We start from the raw sequence: 14990 nt of genomic DNA, 5'->3' as shown, positions 1-14990 counted from the left end.
CCTTACGCGCTGACCTGGCTGGAGAAATCCAGCAGATACTGATCGGTGATGCGCTGGCGCAGCATCAGGTTTTCCAGAGGCGGTACCGGCGTATAGTCGTAATCGATAGTGAGCTTCCCGGCTTTCAGGGAATCTTTATCGTTTACGGACTCATCCAGCCAGCAGTCGGCGCCGATGATGTAGCCCTGCGTTTTCAGGTTACGCAGTTTGGCGCGAATACCTTCGATAATGTCGCGGGCCAGTGACGGGTTAAGCACGCCATCCACCGCCCACATATGCGCTTCGGCGATGGTGTCAGCCAGTACCTGCGCGGTGCGGGTGTAGTTTTCAAAGGCAAACAGTGGATCGTCACTGAGGCAACGGGAACCCCAGAAGCGGAAGCCGTCTTTGCGGATCAGCGTGGTGACATCGTTCTGGTTCAGCAGCCCCGCATCGGTTGCCGGGTCCTGCAAATCCCAGAACACATCAGCAGAAATGCCGGTGACGCCATTCACGCCCACGTTGGACAGGGATTTGTGCCAGCCGGTCTGTTCGTCAATTTTGGCACGCAGGCCAAGCGCACGGGCTGAGGCATAAGCCGTTGCGTCAGCATTCAGCACGGTGTCAAAACTGATGAAATCAGGCCAGATCAGCATTCCCTCGCGCTGGCTGAAATTAGCGCGGTAGGCAATGGCCTCCTCTACCGTTTTGCAGCCGTAGGCTGACAGATAGGCGAACCCGCGCAGACTCTGCGCCACGCTCAGCAGCTCAGTGGCAACCGCCTGCGTGTCATGCCCCGGCACGCCGAGAATTCGCGGCTTGACGCCCAGCTGCGACTGTGCCGAAAGCAGCGCTTTCATGCCCGTTTTTTTACCGTCAGCAGTCACGCCGCCGATAATGTTGGAGGTGGTTTCCGCTTCGGTTTCGCCCTGCGCCACGCGCACAACGACGGTCACGGGTTTAGCCTGGTCTGCAATCGCATCCAGCGAACGGGCCAGTGTGCCGGACTCGCCCGCTTTGCCGCTGGCGGTCAGCACATCGGTCAGCAGAACCGGCTTGTTGAGGGGAAACATGGACGCATCAGCATCATCGCCGGTGCAGACCATGCCCACGATGGCGGTGCTCACCGTGGTAATGGATCGGGTGCCCTCGTTGACTTCAACAACGCGCACCCCGTGGTGGTAATCCTGAGCCATAAGGCAGTCTCTCCGGTTTACAGGGGGTACGCCTATGTTCTGGTTGATATGCGTGCGGCGCACGCGCCGGGCTATGTGTGGTGAAAGGTACAATGGAAGGGATAAAAAAATCCCCGCAGGTGCGGGGACAGGATTAATCTTCGGGAGGTTCAGGCCAGTTAATATCCGGCGCTTTACTGGTATCCACACGGTTAAGCAGGACGCGGTATTTCTTCCACTCGGTGAGTGCGACAGTTTCTTTTGTCGTCGCAATCCCCAAATCAACTGCATCCTGCAATGGAGCAATCTCAGCATTAGCCATCTGCATCAGACGTAACTTTTTGCTTTCCGCCTGCGCAACGAGTTCCTCAGGTGTATAGTCGGGCTGGTCTATTAGTACAGGGCCAGCAGGAGTATGGTTAATGTATTTTCCCCGCTCCTGACCGAGGAACAGTGCGGCGTGCTCTTCCTCGCTGACGGGTATCAGGTCAGCGGGAATATCGTTTCCCTTAAGTTCATCTGCACTCAGCCAGAAAAAGCCCTTAGCCGAATAGCTGTAGTAATATTGTTCAGTCATCATCAGTACCCCAGTGCGAACCATGAAATGCCGTATGCGGTATCAGCGCCAGAGTTCGCTTTGCTGGCAAGATAGAATTGCGTTTTGCTTACCGGATAACCATAGGCGTTATCAATAGCGCCGCCCTGTCCGTCTTTGTTCGTCGCAAAGACGGCAAAGCAGGTGTCATTGAATGCCCGTGGGAACGAGTAGGTTCCCCTGGCATTATCCACATTACCCCACTGCATAATCAGCCCCGTTGACTCATCACGACTCCAGCCTGAGAAACCTAATGTAGCCGTGTTTTTCTTATTAAAATTGCTGTTAACCCAGTCTACCGTGGCACGCGCATTAATATTTGCGTCGCGAGTAGCGAGTTGACTGTTAACCCAGTCTACCGTGGCACGCGCATTAATATTTGCGTCGCGAGTAGCGAGTTGACTGTCAACCCAGTCTACCGTGGCACGCGCATTAATATTTGCGTCGCGAGTAGCGAGTTGACTATTGAGCCAGTTTGTTAGCGCCCCACCCCATGCGGAGCCACTAACATCTCCGTTTGTGTTTAAAACAGCCCCTCCAGCTTTAATTGGTGCTGGAGAGCGCAGCTCACCTGTTGCAACATCAAAAACCCAAAGTTTATCGTTAACCTCAAAATCTGTTTTCGCATGGAGCACAATTTGTGGGAAATTCGCCTCACCTGTAGTGAGTAATCCCATTGACGCAGCTACCGGATAACCCGATTGAAGGCTTACAATTTGCTTCCATAAAGGAAAGTAATTGTTATCATTATTTTGACGCACTATTGCCGGGCTATAAAATGGTGCTCCGCTGGTAAGTTGAGAATCAAACCCTCCAGCCCCCTCTGTCGCGTTTCCGGTTGAAATAGCCTGAAAGATTTTTGTCAGTACCTTTCCGTGATGCTGTAATTCATTTTCCGAAAAATACCCGGCAAGAACACTATTTGCCATCAGCGCAATGTTACCGTCACCATTTGACTTAAACCCTGAATCGCTGTCACCGATGGCAATGGAATTTCCACCGAGCGTGTTCTCGGTAGCCACACCAAATGAAGATGTTCGTGTCAGACCAAGCGGTCCTTCCATGTTGCCACCGGACTTCTGAATAGCACCGTCAGCTTTTTTTACCGTTTCTTCCAATTGAAGGTATTGTAGAAGGGCTGAAACGCTTTTCCCGCTGAGGTTAGTCAAAGTGGCATCGAGAGGCTGTTTCCCCGCCAGCGCGTTCATCACCGTTGTCGCAAAGTTAGGATCATTTCCCAGCGCTGCCGCCAGTTCATTCAGTGTATCCAGCGCCTCCGGCGACGAACCGACCAGCCCCGCAACGGCAGATTTCACAAACGCGGTAGTGGCAATCTGCGTATTATTCGTTGACTGAACAGCAGTAGGAGCCGTTGGCTTTCCGGTCAGGGCCGGGCTTGCCAGCGGTGCTTTCAGTGCCAGCGCATTGTTAATGGTGGTACTGAAATCTGGATCATTATTGATAGCTGCCGCAATTTCTTTCAGCGTATCCAGCGTTGCCGGTGCGCCACCTATCAGGGCAAGAATAGCGGCCTGTACAAAGGCTGTACTGGCAATCAGGGTGCTGTTGTTTCCTGCCGGTGGCGTTGGCGTTTTAGGCATGCCTGTCAGAGTCGGACTGTCTTTTGGTGCATACTGCGAATGAGGATCAACAGCAGCAAGATGCTTTGCCATCAGGTCATCCACATACACCTTAAGTTCCAGCACCTTGTCATCCACATATTTGCGGGTTGCCAGAACCACAGCGGGGTCAATTTTCAGGGTGATGTTATCGGTGCTGCTGGTAATCAGTACCATTCGCACGGTCTGCGTGCGCCCGCTCCCTTCCGCCAGCTGCGGCTTGTAGCTCTCAGGGCAGTTACCGACGGCAATCAGAGCGCCGGTGTCATCGAACAGACCTACCTCACGAATCCACCAACCGCCCTCAGTTTCGGGGATCACCTGCTCAGCAATAATCTGACTGCTGTTCTGCGGATCGATGTACAGCATATTGAGGGAAGCGCGGCGTTTTTCAGCAACCAGCGCTGTCTGCTGCGCGCTTGGAGTCGGCAGCACGCCGCCACCGTCGCCCACCGCCATCTGGGTAATTTTCAACGGGACACCGAGCGCGGCGGCGCTTGCCAGTTTCGCCGCGCCGATATCCGTCAGCAGGGTATAAAATTTTGCGCTCATGGATTCACTCTCATTGTGTCAATAACATGGACCGCCCCGCCCTCGTAAGCGGTGCCGCCAGAAATAATGGTTTCGTTGATATACGGGTAAATCGTGATTTCCTCGCCGGTGTAGGTGGCTGCCCCCACAAAATAGGGACCGCTGGTCTGCAGGTTGATGGACATGCCGATCAGATGGCGGCTACACGGCTTGGCGTCACCGATCAGGCGCTCCAGTTCCAGATAGGTTTCTTCCGTGATGCCCTGGTCCTGCACGCCAATGTCCAGGCGAAACGTGCCCGGTTGCTCGCCGGTCTGCCACCACTCAATGATGCGGATCAGGAAGCCGAACGGCTCCACCACGCGCCGCACGGCGCTGGTTGTCCCCTTGTGCTGATGGATGTAGAAAGCATCCTGCACCACGCGGCGCTTGACGTTTTCCGCCCAGCTTTCGTCCCAGCGATCAACGGAAAACGCCCACGCCAGATACGGCAGAAAGCTGACCGGACACGTTGCCGGGTTCCACAAATCGCGCAGCGGCACCTGCAGATCGGAAATACCGCTGCAGGTCTGCGCCAGTCGGCGCTCAAGCGGAGATGAACCGGGCGGCAGCAGGCTATTCATCCGTGCCCCCGTTGGTCACGCTCCATTCCGTACAGGACGCCGCCTGCGTCTTATCCAGCACAACATCTGCCAGCGGGGAGGCCAGCTCCACACGCTGGACGCCCTCAACGTGCAGCGCGGCATAAATCGCGCTGCGACGGATATCACGGCCCAGCCGTGTCTGACTGGCGATGTACTTTTGCAGGCTGGCTTTTGCCGCCGCCATCACCGGCTCAGCTTCCGGCCCCGGGTAAAGAAAAATCGTCGCATCCACGCTGTACGGGATTATTTCGGCACTGCGCACCGTCAGGCGGTCTGCCACCGGACGCACGTTCTCGCTGTTAAGCGCCTGCTCCACCACCGCCAGCAGATCAGCCTCTGCCGTACCGTCACCCTCACGGCTCAGTACGGTAAGCACCACCTCCGCCGGTGCCGGGCTGGTTGCGCTGGCATCTGCCACGCGCCCGTCCGCGCTTCTGGCGTGAAATTCATAGGCTCCCGTCGGGCCAGCAACCGACAGCCCCTCAAACGCAGCAGGGATGCGCTGGCGCATCGCCTCATCATCTTCCATCACGGCGGCGACCGGCGGTACTGCATCATTATCAGCAGGCACTACCGTCAGGCGTTTCACGTTGCAGTTGGCTGCCAGCTGCTCAAGATCATTTCCCACCGAATAGGCCACCATCACCGCCTGCGCAGCCTCGTTAATACGCTGGCGTAGCAGGATTTCGCGGTAGGTGCTTTCCTGTAGCAGCTTGGTGACTGGTTCAGATTCCAGCGCCAGCGTGCGCCGTACGGCGTCCTGCTCATCCGCAGGATAAAGGGCCACAAAAGCGACCTTACGCTCAGCCAACAGCGTCTCAAAATCCGGCACGTCCACTATCTGCGGCGCGGGCAGCTGGGAAAGGTCAATCACTGCCATTGTCTGCTCCTGTTGATACCGAAAGGGAAACGGGCGCGCCGTTGTTGCGCTGGCCGGTAAGCTCAACCACCATGGAGCCGTCAAAATTACTGCTGATGGTGATGGAATCCAGCGTAAGCCGTGGCTCCCAGCGACTCAGCGCCACATAGACTGCAGACATGACCTGCAGGCGTAGCGCCGGGTTCTGCGGCTGGTCAATCAGGGCGGACAGCAGGGAACCATATTCCCGGCGGGCGATCCGGCTGCCCTGGGGAGTCAGCAGAATATCCCGCACTGACTGGCGCAGATGGTCCGTATCAGTAATGGCCTTGCCGTTGCCCTGGCTCATGCCGATATACAGCGTCATACCGGGCCTCCTGACGTATCGCCGCCTGACTTCACGCCGGTGTGACCGTGTTTATCCACCACGATCCCGTTGGAACTCATCGCGCCGCCGCCCTGGGTGACGCCGCCATTGATCACCATCTCGCTGTTAATGCGCGTGTTGCTTGCTTCCACCACAAACTCCCCCGTTTTCAGGGTTATGTTATCTGCAGCCTCGATCACCATGGATTTGATGCCCCGCACATGCCAGCGGCCGGTCGCTGGTTCATATTCAAACCAGCCACCGTCCGGGTATTCCGTTACGCAGCCGTCCACGGAGTCCGACGGCGGCGCGAACTGGTTGGAATAGATCGCAGGTAAGGCAAAAGCGGTTTCCAGATTGCCACCCATACTCAGCACCACCACCTGCTCATCCGGCGACGGGCACCACCATGTACGGGCACCGCCTGCGCGCAGTGTCAGCCAGTTAATCCAGTTGGTTTCAAGCTCGCCCACTTTCACCCGGCACAGCCAGTTTTCCCGGTCCACTTCGGTTACGGTGCCGGTGCGGATCAGGTTGGTGATAAGGCGCATGATTTCGGTTAGTTGTGCGTTCATAACGAAAGGTTGCCATCAGAGGGAAAAGGGAGGCAGCGTTGGGTTTTGTGCCGTCCGTGACACAAATTTCACTCCGACAGCCAGCGCAACAGCGTGTCACGGGTGATGGTTTCCACCTCATCATTCACGCCCAAAAGACGGCGTGCCGGGTACCGGGCCTCCGGGCCGTTGCGCCTCACTCGATCACGCAGACCATAATGGTGAACACGGGCGATGCGCTGGACTTTCCCATCAAACTGCACGCTGACAGAGTCCGCAGTGGCTGCGGTCTTCAGGTATTTAGTAGTGCGCAATTTGGCGAACATCTGGCGCTTGATACGCCCCTTTTTACTTCTGGCCGTCACCCGGCGCGCCTCAAAGGCGGTGCCGTCTGGATTTCGCTGCAGCCTGATGTTTTGCTGTTGCGACCGGCGCAGCTCCTGCGCCAGTTGTCGCATCATACGGTTGCGGACTGCCGGTTCCAGATTCGCCAGCAGGGCCGCCAGCCAGTCATCCACCCTCTGCAGGTCATCCACGTTTCACCGTCCACATTTCTTCGGGTACGTCGGGTTCCGGCACCGCTTCAACGCTCGATACGGTGCCGTCAGTGCTTACAATCACGCGCTCCGTGAGCTGCAGATTGAGGCTGATATCACACAGATCGTTGCTCAGGATATCGACGTCAAAGGTAAAAAGTTTTTCGCGCAGCTCCGGGTTGTTAATAGCGTCCGGTTGATTGGTCATTAACCAGAGCAGCACGGGCGCCATCACTAAATTCTGGTCGCCGCTAAAGTCTTCAATCACCACGCTCAGGGTGTAGCGGTATTCCCATGACATTGAACGGGCGCCGGTCGCGACCAGCGAACCGTTATCAACAAAAAGGTGCAGTTTGTCCGGGTTGTCACGAACATACGCCACCGATTTATTCAGGGCGTTGCGTAAGGACTGCGGCTTGTTCACTGTCTCGCTCCTGACACGCTATGATCGTGTCCACTTTGTCGGCACATACTGCCCAGGCGGCCTCAGTCTCATCCAGCACCTGGTTCAAATCCCCATTACTGCGCGGCGCTGACCTGTCCAGGCGGCATTGCGTCACTTTTGGACAACCACTCACGGTAAGCTGCACCTCCGGCGAGGGCCGGGCGCTCCCGCAGCCGGATAATGTCAGCAGGCAAAGGAGTGTCAGCCCAGCGGCGTAAATCCTCGTTTTCACGTTTTAGCTCCTCGATCCGGCGCTGGCGGCTCCGCAACAGCGCGGAAGTCTCCTCCGCTGCAGCATAAAGTTGCATCTGCGCCCGGCTGTTGGTTTCAGTAAGAATGGACAGGCTGATGAGCTGGCTGCTTTTCTTCGCCAGCTCCTGCTTGTTATTTTTAAGCGCCTTAGCCTGCGTCCCGATGGTGTGACCGGCATTGTTAAGCCGCCATGACTGCCAGCCCAGCAATGCCAGCACCAGAGCCAGGATCACCGCCAGCGCGCGCGTCATACCCCTGCCCCTTTAAGACACCAGGCAAGCTCACGGGCGCGCCTGTTTTCCAGCCCTTTATTCCGTTGACCATTTACATAAATCCAGCGGGGGAGCTGGTTGCACGCCTGCCACCATTGCTGGCGATTGATGTAAGAAACCATTGTTGACCGGCAGATTGCCCCCGTTCCGACATTAAAGCCGAGACTGATCAGGGCATCGTAAACATGCTGAGGTGGCTTAACCTGCAGGCAGGCTTCAATCCTTTTTTCCGTCAGCAACACGTTATTAATCAGCCCCTGCGCGGCCTGTCGCTCCGTTATGGTTTTGCCCGGCACTACCCCGGACGTATTGCCGATCCCGTCAGTCCAGACCCCGGCACTGCACTGGTATGGCTGCAGGCGGCACCCTTCAAAATCAGCAATCAGTTTCAGCCCCTCGACGGAGGTATGAAGCGACTGAAAGCCCGGCAGCGTGGCGGCAATCGCCAGCACCGCGCCGACCAGGCAACGCTTAACGATTGAAGGACTCATATTCCCCCCTGGATATTCTGCCGTCCCGCAGCAGCTGGTAGGCTTTCCAGCGTAAATAACAGGTCACCGCTGCAGTAATAATCCCCAGCGCAAGACCGGTAATGGTCGATACATCTTTAAGAGACAAATCGCCGAGCCATGCCAGAAGCAGGGCAACGCAGTAAGTGATAAAGGCGCTGATTCGTTCAAGCGTCATAGTTCAGTCCCATAACTGGACAGTCTGCGCAGTGGTTGACGCCGTGATATCCGGCAGCTCCACCTGCAGCCCGTGCGGTAAAAAGGGGCCATATTCAGCCAGCCCCGGATTCGCCTGCAGCACCTGTTCAGTGACTCCCTGCGTGCGTCCGTAATGGCGCCAGCAGAGTGCGTCCACCGTGTCATACTGATGCGCACGCACTTTCATCAAATCAGCTCCACCGTCATATGCGGCATATCGCGCAGGCGGGACTCTGCCCAGCGCACATCGCGCCACAGCTCGCCTAAGGTTGTTTCGATATCTTCGGCTTTCTTGCTTCCGTCGCCGGTTGCGTCAAAATCGCGATAGCGCTCAACCAGGTTTGCTTTTGCCCAGCAAAACACCGCACGGCGATACAGCATGAGCCGCTGGCTTTCGCCGTCGATCACATCAGCAGGGACGTCGGCCAGGCTCTCATACCCCTGCGCCCGTTGTTTCTCGCGGAACTCATAAAGATCGGCGTTAACTTCAGCAATCGCTGTCAGCAACGCCAGACGCAGGCGTGGATCGGTGACACTCCCATCCATGCGCATATCACGGCGGAACTCTGAAACCCTGACATCAGGCCAGAAACTGGTGTTTTTAATAACGTCCTGGGTACTTTCCCCGGCCTGTTCCGGCGAAACGAATTGCATATTTCTGGCACTCCCAAATAGTTGGGCGGTGGACGGGGTTTTGACGCGGCATAAAGCCTGTCGCCACCCCGTGCCGCCCCGCGCGTTGGCACGATTCGTTAAGCCGACATTGCCTGTCGCAATCGGCTTTCAAGCTTGTTGATTTCGGTTTTGACGCCAGAACTGTTATCCAGCTGTAGGGCACGCTTCAGATGGTTAAGTGCCGCCACTGCCTGATCGTTATCCCGCAGCGCGTAGCCCATCGCCTTATGAAGTCGGGCGCGGGACTGATCCGGCATATCCTGACCTTCAACGATATCGAGCACCTGGGTAAGAATGGCGGCACTGAATGATTCACCGGCAGAAAAAGCGCGCATTGCCGCGTCGGCAAACTCTTCCGCAACAGCGGTCCCGCAGGTCCGGTTGAAGCGCTGCGGCAGGACCCAGCCGTGTTTAATGGCATGACGGGCAATGTCCAGCGCGCCGGTATAGTCTCCGGCATCAATGCGCCAGATCATGACGTACATCGCCACGTCGTCCTGGCCTGGCGCGTCAGCATCCAGTAAACCTGCAATCCATGAGGCATACGCGGGAAGAAACTCACGTTTGAGCTGAGCCTTGCGCTCATTTGACTGGACGGTTTTAAGGCGCCTGCGGTGTTCTGTCAGCTGTAAGAGCATCTGGTTGTAGCCCGTCAGGCTGGCATTACTGCCGCCCTGCCGGGCGGCATCCTGTGCCTGTACATACTGAGTGTGAGCACGGAACGGATTCATTTATCACGCTCCGGCGCCAGCACCGCCAGCTGCCTGCGCATCAAGCGCGCCTTTCACCGCTGCCGTGACGATTTCCTGGATGGTTTCAGTTGTCAGCGCCGGGCTGGCATTGCCACCTGCCTGCACGTGCAACAGTTCGATGTTCTCAACAAGGCAAACGCCGTCGTAATCTTCGACAACATACGCCTCGTTAACGGACTCGAAGTTCTCCACGCGGTCACGCTTCGGATTGTCGATGACCGAACGGCGGCGGGAACCTGATTGCCAGTAAATAGACAGGTTATCCAGGCGGGTGATCAGCATGGCATTAGCCGGGAAGAACGGCGCACGAACGGCCGGGAGGTTGCCGATACGCTTCTGGCTGATGATGAGATCGGCCGCCATCGCTTCGCTGTTTGGCTGGTCACGGTTGACGATCGGGAAATATTTATCCGCCAGTAACTGGCGCCCGACGATAACCACAAGCTCCGTATCTTCCTGATACCACGGCGCGATTTTCTCATTCACGGCGCCCATAACCAGCGCGTCCAGATTCAGGAAATCGCCGCCTTTACCGACACGGATAGTCTGTGAAACCACCTCGCCTTCGGACACGATTTTGTCCAGAACCTGAACGGGTTTCTCCTGGCGTATTTTTTCCAGCCAGCCGATATTCACATCCTGCAGCAGTGGATAGGTCGCGCGGTCTGACGTTTTCTCACGCTTCACGCCGTTGAAGCCGATCATGATGCGGTCCAGCGCCTGGCGGGTAATGATGGCGTCACGGATGCGCGTCTGGAAGTCCTGGAATTTGGCCCATAAATCCAGCTTCGCATAGGGCAGCGCCGTATCAGAGTTGGTCTGGGTACACTTGTACCCTTCACCGTCGATGTAAGTCGGATCAACGGGTTCACGGTCTTTCTGGGTGGTATCAGTATTTCCGGCAATACTGGAACCAATACCCAGCCCCAGACGCTCGCCGGACTGCTCATCAACCGGGACAATGTTGATTTTCTGCAGGAACGAGGAAGACTCCTGGATTTTCGTTTCCAGCGTCTGCGCTACTGACGGCTCAGCCGTATATTTCGAAGTGATATCGATCACAGATACGCCGTTGAGTTTGGCGAGCTGCGATAGATAGCCGTTGAATTTAAAACGTGTCTCTTTTTTCATTGTGCATTTGCTCCGTCAGCAATCGGTGGTTTGTTCTGCGCCGTTATTGCCGGTCGCATTAGGGCGGCGCTCGCTGCGGCTGTCCTGAGTGGAAAGCTGCTCACGCAGGGTGGAGAGTGCGCTGGTTGTCTCATCAACAACCTTTTGCATATTGCTCAGCTTGTTGCTGAAATCGGCCTGATGGGTGCTGACCTGCTCCGCTAGCGTCTGATGCTCACGCGCGATGGTTTCAACAGCCTGATTAACATCAGCAAAGCGGGCGTTATCATCGGCGCCTTTGCGGGACAGCAGCTCTTTCACGCGGGTAAACAGGCTGGTTTTTTCCGGCACGTCCTCAAACTCGATCAGCGTTTCAAGAGCAGCGGTAAACAGGTTGTCTTTGTCCAGCTTGCGGCGCGCCAGGGGGTTATGTTCTGCGCTGGCGCTGAACTGCAGCATTTCAGTGCCGAGGCTTGCCGGATCGTCAGTAACCGCCAGACCAACCAGATAAGCGGAGCCGGTATCGGCAAAGCTGGTGTTAACTTCCATTGAGGTGAAAAGCTTCTGCCAGTTACCGGTCATGGTGACCAGATCGTCCGTCGGGGCAATCCAGCCATACAGCGCCATCTTCCCGGACAAAGCCCCTTCGGTGATTTCTTCCGCTTCCAGTTTTTCCACCATGCCAAAACGACGGAAAGGACCATCAGGGGTAAAACCCTTGATGTGTTCCATATTGATCAGCGCGGTGTATACCTGCGGGTTATAGCTCGCCGCCATCTGGGTGATCCAGTCACGTTCAATAACGCGCCCGTCAGTGGTGGCCCCTTCGACCCCAATACGAAAACGCTTAGATTTTTTTGCCATCGGTCCGGCTCCGGTTAGTTAGTTCGTAACACGTTCAGAGCCTTATGTTTGCGGTGATAGGCGCGTGTAAACAACGCGTTGGGCTTGTGCGAACTCCCACACAATGCGAAGCCGGGGAAAGTGCTGATTTGAGGCCGTATGTTTGTGCCATGACAACACTGACCCCCGCAGACCTCGATCCCCGTCGTCAGGCAATGCTGATGTACTTTCAGGGATACCGCGTAGCCCGCATTGCTGAAATGCTGGGCGAGAAAGTTGCAACCGTTCACAGCTGGAAAAAACGCGATAAGTGGGGCGAATATGGCCCACTGGATCAGATGCAGCTCACCACCGCCGCACGTTACTGCCAGCTCGTCATGAAGGAGCAGAAGGAAGGAAAGGACTTTAAAGAAATTGACCTGCTGGCGCGTCAGTCAGAACGACAGGCCAGGATCGGCAAATTTAACAACGGCGGGAATGAAGCAGACCTGAATCCCAACGTGGCGAACCGCAATAAAGGCCCGCGCAAGCCGCCGGAAAAAAACCTGTTTACCGACGAGCAGATCGAAAAGCTGGAAGAGATTTTCCGCGCCGGTATGTTCGAGTACCAGCGCCACTGGTGGGATGCTGGCATCAAGCACCGTATTCGCAATCTCTTAAAGTCACGCCAGATCGGTGCAACCTACTATTTCGCCCGTGAAGCGTTGATAGACGCGCTCACCACGGGGCGAAATCAAATCTTTCTGTCAGCGAGTAAAGCTCAGGCGCACGTTTTTAAACAGTACATCATCGACTTTGCAAAAGAGGTGGACGTTGAACTGAAAGGCGATCCCATGGTGCTGCCTAACGGCGCGTGTCTTTACTTCCTCGGTACAAATGCCCGTACCGCGCAGAGCTATCACGGCAATCTGTATCTTGATGAGTATTTCTGGATACCGAAATTCCAGGAGCTGCGCAAGGTGGCCTCCGGTATGGCGCTGCACAAAAAATGGCGCCAGACCTATTTCTCTACACCTTCCAGCCTGACGCACAGCGCCTACCCGTTCTGGTCTGGCGCCCTGTTCAATAAAGGGCGCCCGAAAGCCGACAGGGTAGAATTTGACCTTTCTCACAGTAGCCTGGCGCACGGCGTTTTATGCCCTGACGGCCAGTACCGCCAGATAGTCACCATTGAGGATGCCGTAAACGGCGGGTGTAACCTTTTCGACCTGGACCAGCTGCGCCTGGAGTACAGCCCGGACGAATATAACAACCTGCTGATGTGTCAGTTTGTTGACGACCTGGCGTCCGTGTTCCCGCTGGCGTTGCTGCAGTCCTGCATGGTTGACAGCTGGGATGTGTGGGACGATTTCGAACCGCTTTTACTGCGGCCGTTTGCATACCACCCGGTCTGGATCGGCTATGACCCGGCAAAAGGAACGCAGAACGGTGACAGCGCCGGTTGCGTTGTCATTGCGCCTCCCGTCGTCCCCGGCGGTAAATTCCGTATCCTTGAGCGTCACCAGTGGCGAGGGATGGACTTTCGCGCCCAGGCCTCAGCGATTGAGGAAATCACCAGACGCTACAACGTGACCTACATCGGCATTGATTCGACCGGCGTTGGCGATGGCGTTTACAAAACGGTTAAGCAGTTCTTCCCTGCCGCGCGTGAGTTTGTCTACAACCCGACCGTTAAAAATGCCCTGGTGCTTAAAGCCTACGACATCATCAGCGGGCGCCGTCTGGAGTTTGACGCGGGGATGCTGGATATCGCGCAGTCCTTTATGTCCATTCGACGTTCAACCACCGCCAGCGGCAACCGGCCAACCTACGAAGCAGCCCGCACAGAGGAAGCCAGCCACGCGGATTTAGCCTGGGCAACCATGCACGCACTTTATAACGAACCACTGGCAGGAGCTTCCGCCAGTACCAGCAACATCGTGGAGATTTTTTAATGGCTAACCGCAAAAACCGCAGCAAGGCACCGCGCGGCCAGACCGCCACCGATACGGCCAACATGGTCAGTAATGCACATGCGGAGGCGTTTACGTTTGGCGATCCGATCCCCGTGATGGACCGCCGGGAGTTATTTGATTACCTGGAGTGCGTTCAGGTAGACTGCTGGTACGAACCACCGATCAGCATGGATGGCCTGGCGCGAACTTACCGCGCCGCCGTGCATCATTCCAGCGCTATTCAGGTAAAACGCAATATTCTTACCAGTACCTTCATCCCTCACCGCTGGCTGTCTAAACAAGCCTTTTCCCGGTTCGCCCAGGACTTTCTGGTATTCGGTAATGCCTACCTTGAAAAACGCATGAACCGGTTAGGGCAGATCATGGAGCTGCGCGCCTCGCTTGCCAAATATACCCGTCGCGGCATTGACCCGGACACCTACTGGTTTGCACAGTATGGCCACAACTCACAGCCCTATCAGTTCGATGAGGGAAGCGTGTTTCACCTGATGGAACCCGACGTTAACCAGGAGCTTTACGGGATGCCGGAATACCTCTCCGCCATTCCCTCTGCCCTGCTGAATGAATCGGCCACGCTGTTTCGCCGTAAGTATTACCTAAACGGTAGCCATGCTGGTTTTATCATGTACATGAGCGACCCCGCCGCCGATCAGAAAGACGTGGACAACATACGCGAAGCGCTGAAAAAATCGAAAGGGCCAGGCAACTTCCGCAACCTGTTTATGTACAGCCCGAACGGCAAGAAAGACGGCATTCAGATCATCCCGCTGTCAGAAGTCGCAGCGAAAGATGAGTTTCTTAACATCAAGAATGTGAGCCGTGATGACATGCTGGCAGCTCACCGCGTGCCGCCGCAGCTGATGGGGATTATTCCAACGAATACCGGCGGGTTTGGCGATGTGGAAAAAGCGGCGCGCGTTTTCGTTCGCAACGAACTTACCCCCCTGCAGGGCCGTATCACAGAAGTTAACGAGTGGCTGGGTGATGAGGTGATACGCTTTGACCCCTACCTGACCGATGAAGACTGACGCTCAGCCGACCAACCTTTAATATTAACCGCCCTTCTCCGGGCGGTTTTTTTATTCCCTTACGCCCTGCCCCACCATCAGAGCGCCTCAGC

Annotated in this window: 20 protein-coding genes and 1 pseudogene; 2 read left to right on the top strand and 19 right to left on the bottom strand. The window is 56.1% G+C overall.

Annotated features, from left to right (window positions below; translation table 11 throughout):
* Positions 1-2 precede the first annotated feature (2 nt).
* The 19 genes and pseudogenes from H2Z33_RS11710 to H2Z33_RS11630 all read right to left on the bottom strand — a co-directional run bounded on the left by H2Z33_RS11710 (position 3) and on the right by H2Z33_RS11630 (position 11936).
* Entirely contained in the window at positions 3-1175 is a 1173-nt protein-coding gene (locus tag H2Z33_RS11710; protein ID WP_013098782.1) for a phage tail sheath protein, read from the bottom strand.
* 133 nt (positions 1176-1308) lie between these two features.
* Positions 1309-1767 carry a tail fiber assembly protein gene (locus H2Z33_RS11705; RefSeq protein ID WP_407057426.1) on the bottom strand — a complete coding sequence of 153 codons (459 nt, stop codon included), beginning with the start codon at positions 1765-1767 and terminating at the stop codon, positions 1309-1311.
* Positions 1734-1958, bottom strand: coding sequence for a gp53-like domain-containing protein (locus H2Z33_RS23590; RefSeq protein WP_063861693.1), 225 nt, complete (start codon positions 1956-1958; stop codon positions 1734-1736). Before H2Z33_RS23590 ends, H2Z33_RS11705 begins: the two co-directional genes overlap by 34 nt.
* Positions 1959-2837: 879 nt before the next feature.
* A pseudogene (locus H2Z33_RS11700) lies at positions 2838-3920 on the bottom strand (phage tail protein); the annotation flags it as partial.
* Entirely contained in the window at positions 3917-4522 is a 606-nt protein-coding gene (locus tag H2Z33_RS11695) for a phage tail protein I (RefSeq protein ID WP_023306990.1), read from the bottom strand. The pseudogene H2Z33_RS11700 and the gene H2Z33_RS11695, both read right to left, overlap by 4 nt.
* A complete protein-coding gene (locus H2Z33_RS11690) occupies positions 4515-5423 on the bottom strand; it encodes a baseplate assembly protein (RefSeq protein ID WP_063135362.1) in 909 nt (302 codons plus the stop codon). The genes H2Z33_RS11695 and H2Z33_RS11690 overlap by 8 nt, the downstream gene beginning before the upstream one ends.
* Positions 5410-5769, bottom strand: a complete 360-nt coding sequence (locus H2Z33_RS11685) for a GPW/gp25 family protein (RefSeq protein ID WP_023306992.1) — start codon at positions 5767-5769, stop codon at positions 5410-5412. Before H2Z33_RS11685 ends, H2Z33_RS11690 begins: the two co-directional genes overlap by 14 nt.
* A complete protein-coding gene (locus H2Z33_RS11680; protein ID WP_045261381.1) occupies positions 5766-6344 on the bottom strand; it encodes a phage baseplate assembly protein V in 579 nt (192 codons plus the stop codon). The genes H2Z33_RS11685 and H2Z33_RS11680 overlap by 4 nt, the downstream gene beginning before the upstream one ends.
* 68 nt (positions 6345-6412) lie before the next feature.
* Positions 6413-6859 (bottom strand): phage virion morphogenesis protein, encoded by a 447-nt coding sequence (locus H2Z33_RS11675; RefSeq protein WP_045261382.1) that lies wholly within the window; start codon positions 6857-6859, stop codon positions 6413-6415.
* Positions 6852-7283, bottom strand: coding sequence for a phage tail protein (locus H2Z33_RS11670; protein WP_047746790.1), 432 nt, complete (start codon positions 7281-7283; stop codon positions 6852-6854). The genes H2Z33_RS11675 and H2Z33_RS11670 overlap by 8 nt, the downstream gene beginning before the upstream one ends.
* Positions 7246-7494, bottom strand: coding sequence for an Rz1-like lysis system protein LysC (gene lysC, locus H2Z33_RS23410; protein WP_223195361.1), 249 nt, complete (start codon positions 7492-7494; stop codon positions 7246-7248). Before lysC ends, H2Z33_RS11670 begins: the two co-directional genes overlap by 38 nt.
* A complete protein-coding gene (gene lysB, locus H2Z33_RS11665; RefSeq protein WP_047746794.1) occupies positions 7379-7807 on the bottom strand; it encodes an Rz-like lysis system protein LysB in 429 nt (142 codons plus the stop codon). Before lysB ends, lysC begins: the two co-directional genes overlap by 116 nt.
* Positions 7804-8319: a lysozyme gene (locus H2Z33_RS11660; protein ID WP_047746796.1), complete on the bottom strand. Its 516-nt coding sequence runs from the start codon at positions 8317-8319 to the stop codon at positions 7804-7806. Before H2Z33_RS11660 ends, lysB begins: the two co-directional genes overlap by 4 nt.
* On the bottom strand, positions 8300-8515 hold the full coding sequence (locus H2Z33_RS11655) for a hypothetical protein (protein ID WP_014884902.1): 216 nt from the start codon (positions 8513-8515) through the stop codon (positions 8300-8302). Before H2Z33_RS11655 ends, H2Z33_RS11660 begins: the two co-directional genes overlap by 20 nt.
* A 3-nt stretch (positions 8516-8518) precedes the next feature.
* Positions 8519-8722: a tail protein X gene (locus tag H2Z33_RS11650; RefSeq protein WP_000868184.1), complete on the bottom strand. Its 204-nt coding sequence runs from the start codon at positions 8720-8722 to the stop codon at positions 8519-8521.
* Positions 8722-9189, bottom strand: a complete 468-nt coding sequence (locus H2Z33_RS11645) for a head completion/stabilization protein (protein ID WP_047746799.1) — start codon at positions 9187-9189, stop codon at positions 8722-8724. Before H2Z33_RS11645 ends, H2Z33_RS11650 begins: the two co-directional genes overlap by 1 nt.
* A gap of 98 nt (positions 9190-9287) precedes the next feature.
* A complete protein-coding gene (gene gpM, locus H2Z33_RS11640) occupies positions 9288-9941 on the bottom strand; it encodes a phage terminase small subunit (protein WP_047746801.1) in 654 nt (217 codons plus the stop codon).
* A 3-nt stretch (positions 9942-9944) separates the two neighbouring features.
* Complete coding sequence (locus H2Z33_RS11635; protein ID WP_063135361.1) at positions 9945-11093, bottom strand: phage major capsid protein, P2 family; 1149 nt, start codon at positions 11091-11093, stop codon at positions 9945-9947.
* Positions 11094-11108: 15 nt separating this feature from the next.
* Positions 11109-11936 (bottom strand): GPO family capsid scaffolding protein, encoded by an 828-nt coding sequence (locus H2Z33_RS11630; RefSeq protein ID WP_045261388.1) that lies wholly within the window; start codon positions 11934-11936, stop codon positions 11109-11111.
* 149 nt (positions 11937-12085) lie between these two features.
* On the opposite strand from H2Z33_RS11630, the gene H2Z33_RS11625 reads away from it, so the two are divergent.
* Together H2Z33_RS11625 and H2Z33_RS11620 are read left to right on the top strand one after the other, a co-directional pair.
* The gene (locus H2Z33_RS11625) at positions 12086-13849 is read left to right on the top strand and encodes a terminase ATPase subunit family protein (RefSeq protein ID WP_017382378.1); all 1764 of its coding nucleotides are present in this window, start codon (positions 12086-12088) and stop codon (positions 13847-13849) included.
* Positions 13849-14898: a phage portal protein gene (locus tag H2Z33_RS11620; protein WP_063135360.1), complete on the top strand. Its 1050-nt coding sequence runs from the start codon at positions 13849-13851 to the stop codon at positions 14896-14898. Before H2Z33_RS11625 ends, H2Z33_RS11620 begins: the two co-directional genes overlap by 1 nt.
* Positions 14899-14990 lie beyond the last annotated feature (92 nt).

The organism is Enterobacter sp. YSU (assembly GCF_016082135.1).
Taxonomy (GTDB): Bacteria; Pseudomonadota; Gammaproteobacteria; order Enterobacterales; family Enterobacteriaceae; genus Enterobacter; species Enterobacter hormaechei_C.
This window is presented reverse-complemented; position numbering and strand designations above follow the sequence as displayed.

Bases quoted from the DNA above. Each gene is read 5' to 3' on its own strand.
- H2Z33_RS11645 (WP_047746799.1), bottom strand. From the start codon at position 9,189: ATGCAATTCGTTTCGCCGGAACAGGCCGGGGAAAGTACCCAGGACGTT.
- H2Z33_RS11710 (WP_013098782.1), bottom strand. From the start codon at position 1,175: ATGGCTCAGGATTACCACCACGGGGTGCGCGTTGTTGAAGTCAACGAG.
- H2Z33_RS11635 (WP_063135361.1), bottom strand. From the start codon at position 11,093: ATGAAAAAAGAGACACGTTTTAAATTCAACGGCTATCTATCGCAGCTC.
- H2Z33_RS11690 (WP_063135362.1), bottom strand. From the start codon at position 5,423: ATGGCAGTGATTGACCTTTCCCAGCTGCCCGCGCCGCAGATAGTGGAC.
- H2Z33_RS11630 (WP_045261388.1), bottom strand. From the start codon at position 11,936: ATGGCAAAAAAATCTAAGCGTTTTCGTATTGGGGTCGAAGGGGCCACC.
- H2Z33_RS11625 (WP_017382378.1), top strand. From the start codon at position 12,086: ATGACAACACTGACCCCCGCAGACCTCGATCCCCGTCGTCAGGCAATG.
- gpM (WP_047746801.1), bottom strand. From the start codon at position 9,941: ATGAATCCGTTCCGTGCTCACACTCAGTATGTACAGGCACAGGATGCC.
- H2Z33_RS11685 (WP_023306992.1), bottom strand. From the start codon at position 5,769: ATGACGCTGTATATCGGCATGAGCCAGGGCAACGGCAAGGCCATTACT.
- H2Z33_RS11660 (WP_047746796.1), bottom strand. From the start codon at position 8,319: ATGAGTCCTTCAATCGTTAAGCGTTGCCTGGTCGGCGCGGTGCTGGCG.
- H2Z33_RS11620 (WP_063135360.1), top strand. From the start codon at position 13,849: ATGGCTAACCGCAAAAACCGCAGCAAGGCACCGCGCGGCCAGACCGCC.
- H2Z33_RS11650 (WP_000868184.1), bottom strand. From the start codon at position 8,722: ATGAAAGTGCGTGCGCATCAGTATGACACGGTGGACGCACTCTGCTGG.
- H2Z33_RS11680 (WP_045261381.1), bottom strand. From the start codon at position 6,344: ATGAACGCACAACTAACCGAAATCATGCGCCTTATCACCAACCTGATC.
- lysB (WP_047746794.1), bottom strand. From the start codon at position 7,807: ATGACGCGCGCGCTGGCGGTGATCCTGGCTCTGGTGCTGGCATTGCTG.
- H2Z33_RS23590 (WP_063861693.1), bottom strand. From the start codon at position 1,958: ATGCAGTGGGGTAATGTGGATAATGCCAGGGGAACCTACTCGTTCCCA.
- H2Z33_RS11695 (WP_023306990.1), bottom strand. From the start codon at position 4,522: ATGAATAGCCTGCTGCCGCCCGGTTCATCTCCGCTTGAGCGCCGACTG.
- H2Z33_RS11655 (WP_014884902.1), bottom strand. From the start codon at position 8,515: ATGACGCTTGAACGAATCAGCGCCTTTATCACTTACTGCGTTGCCCTG.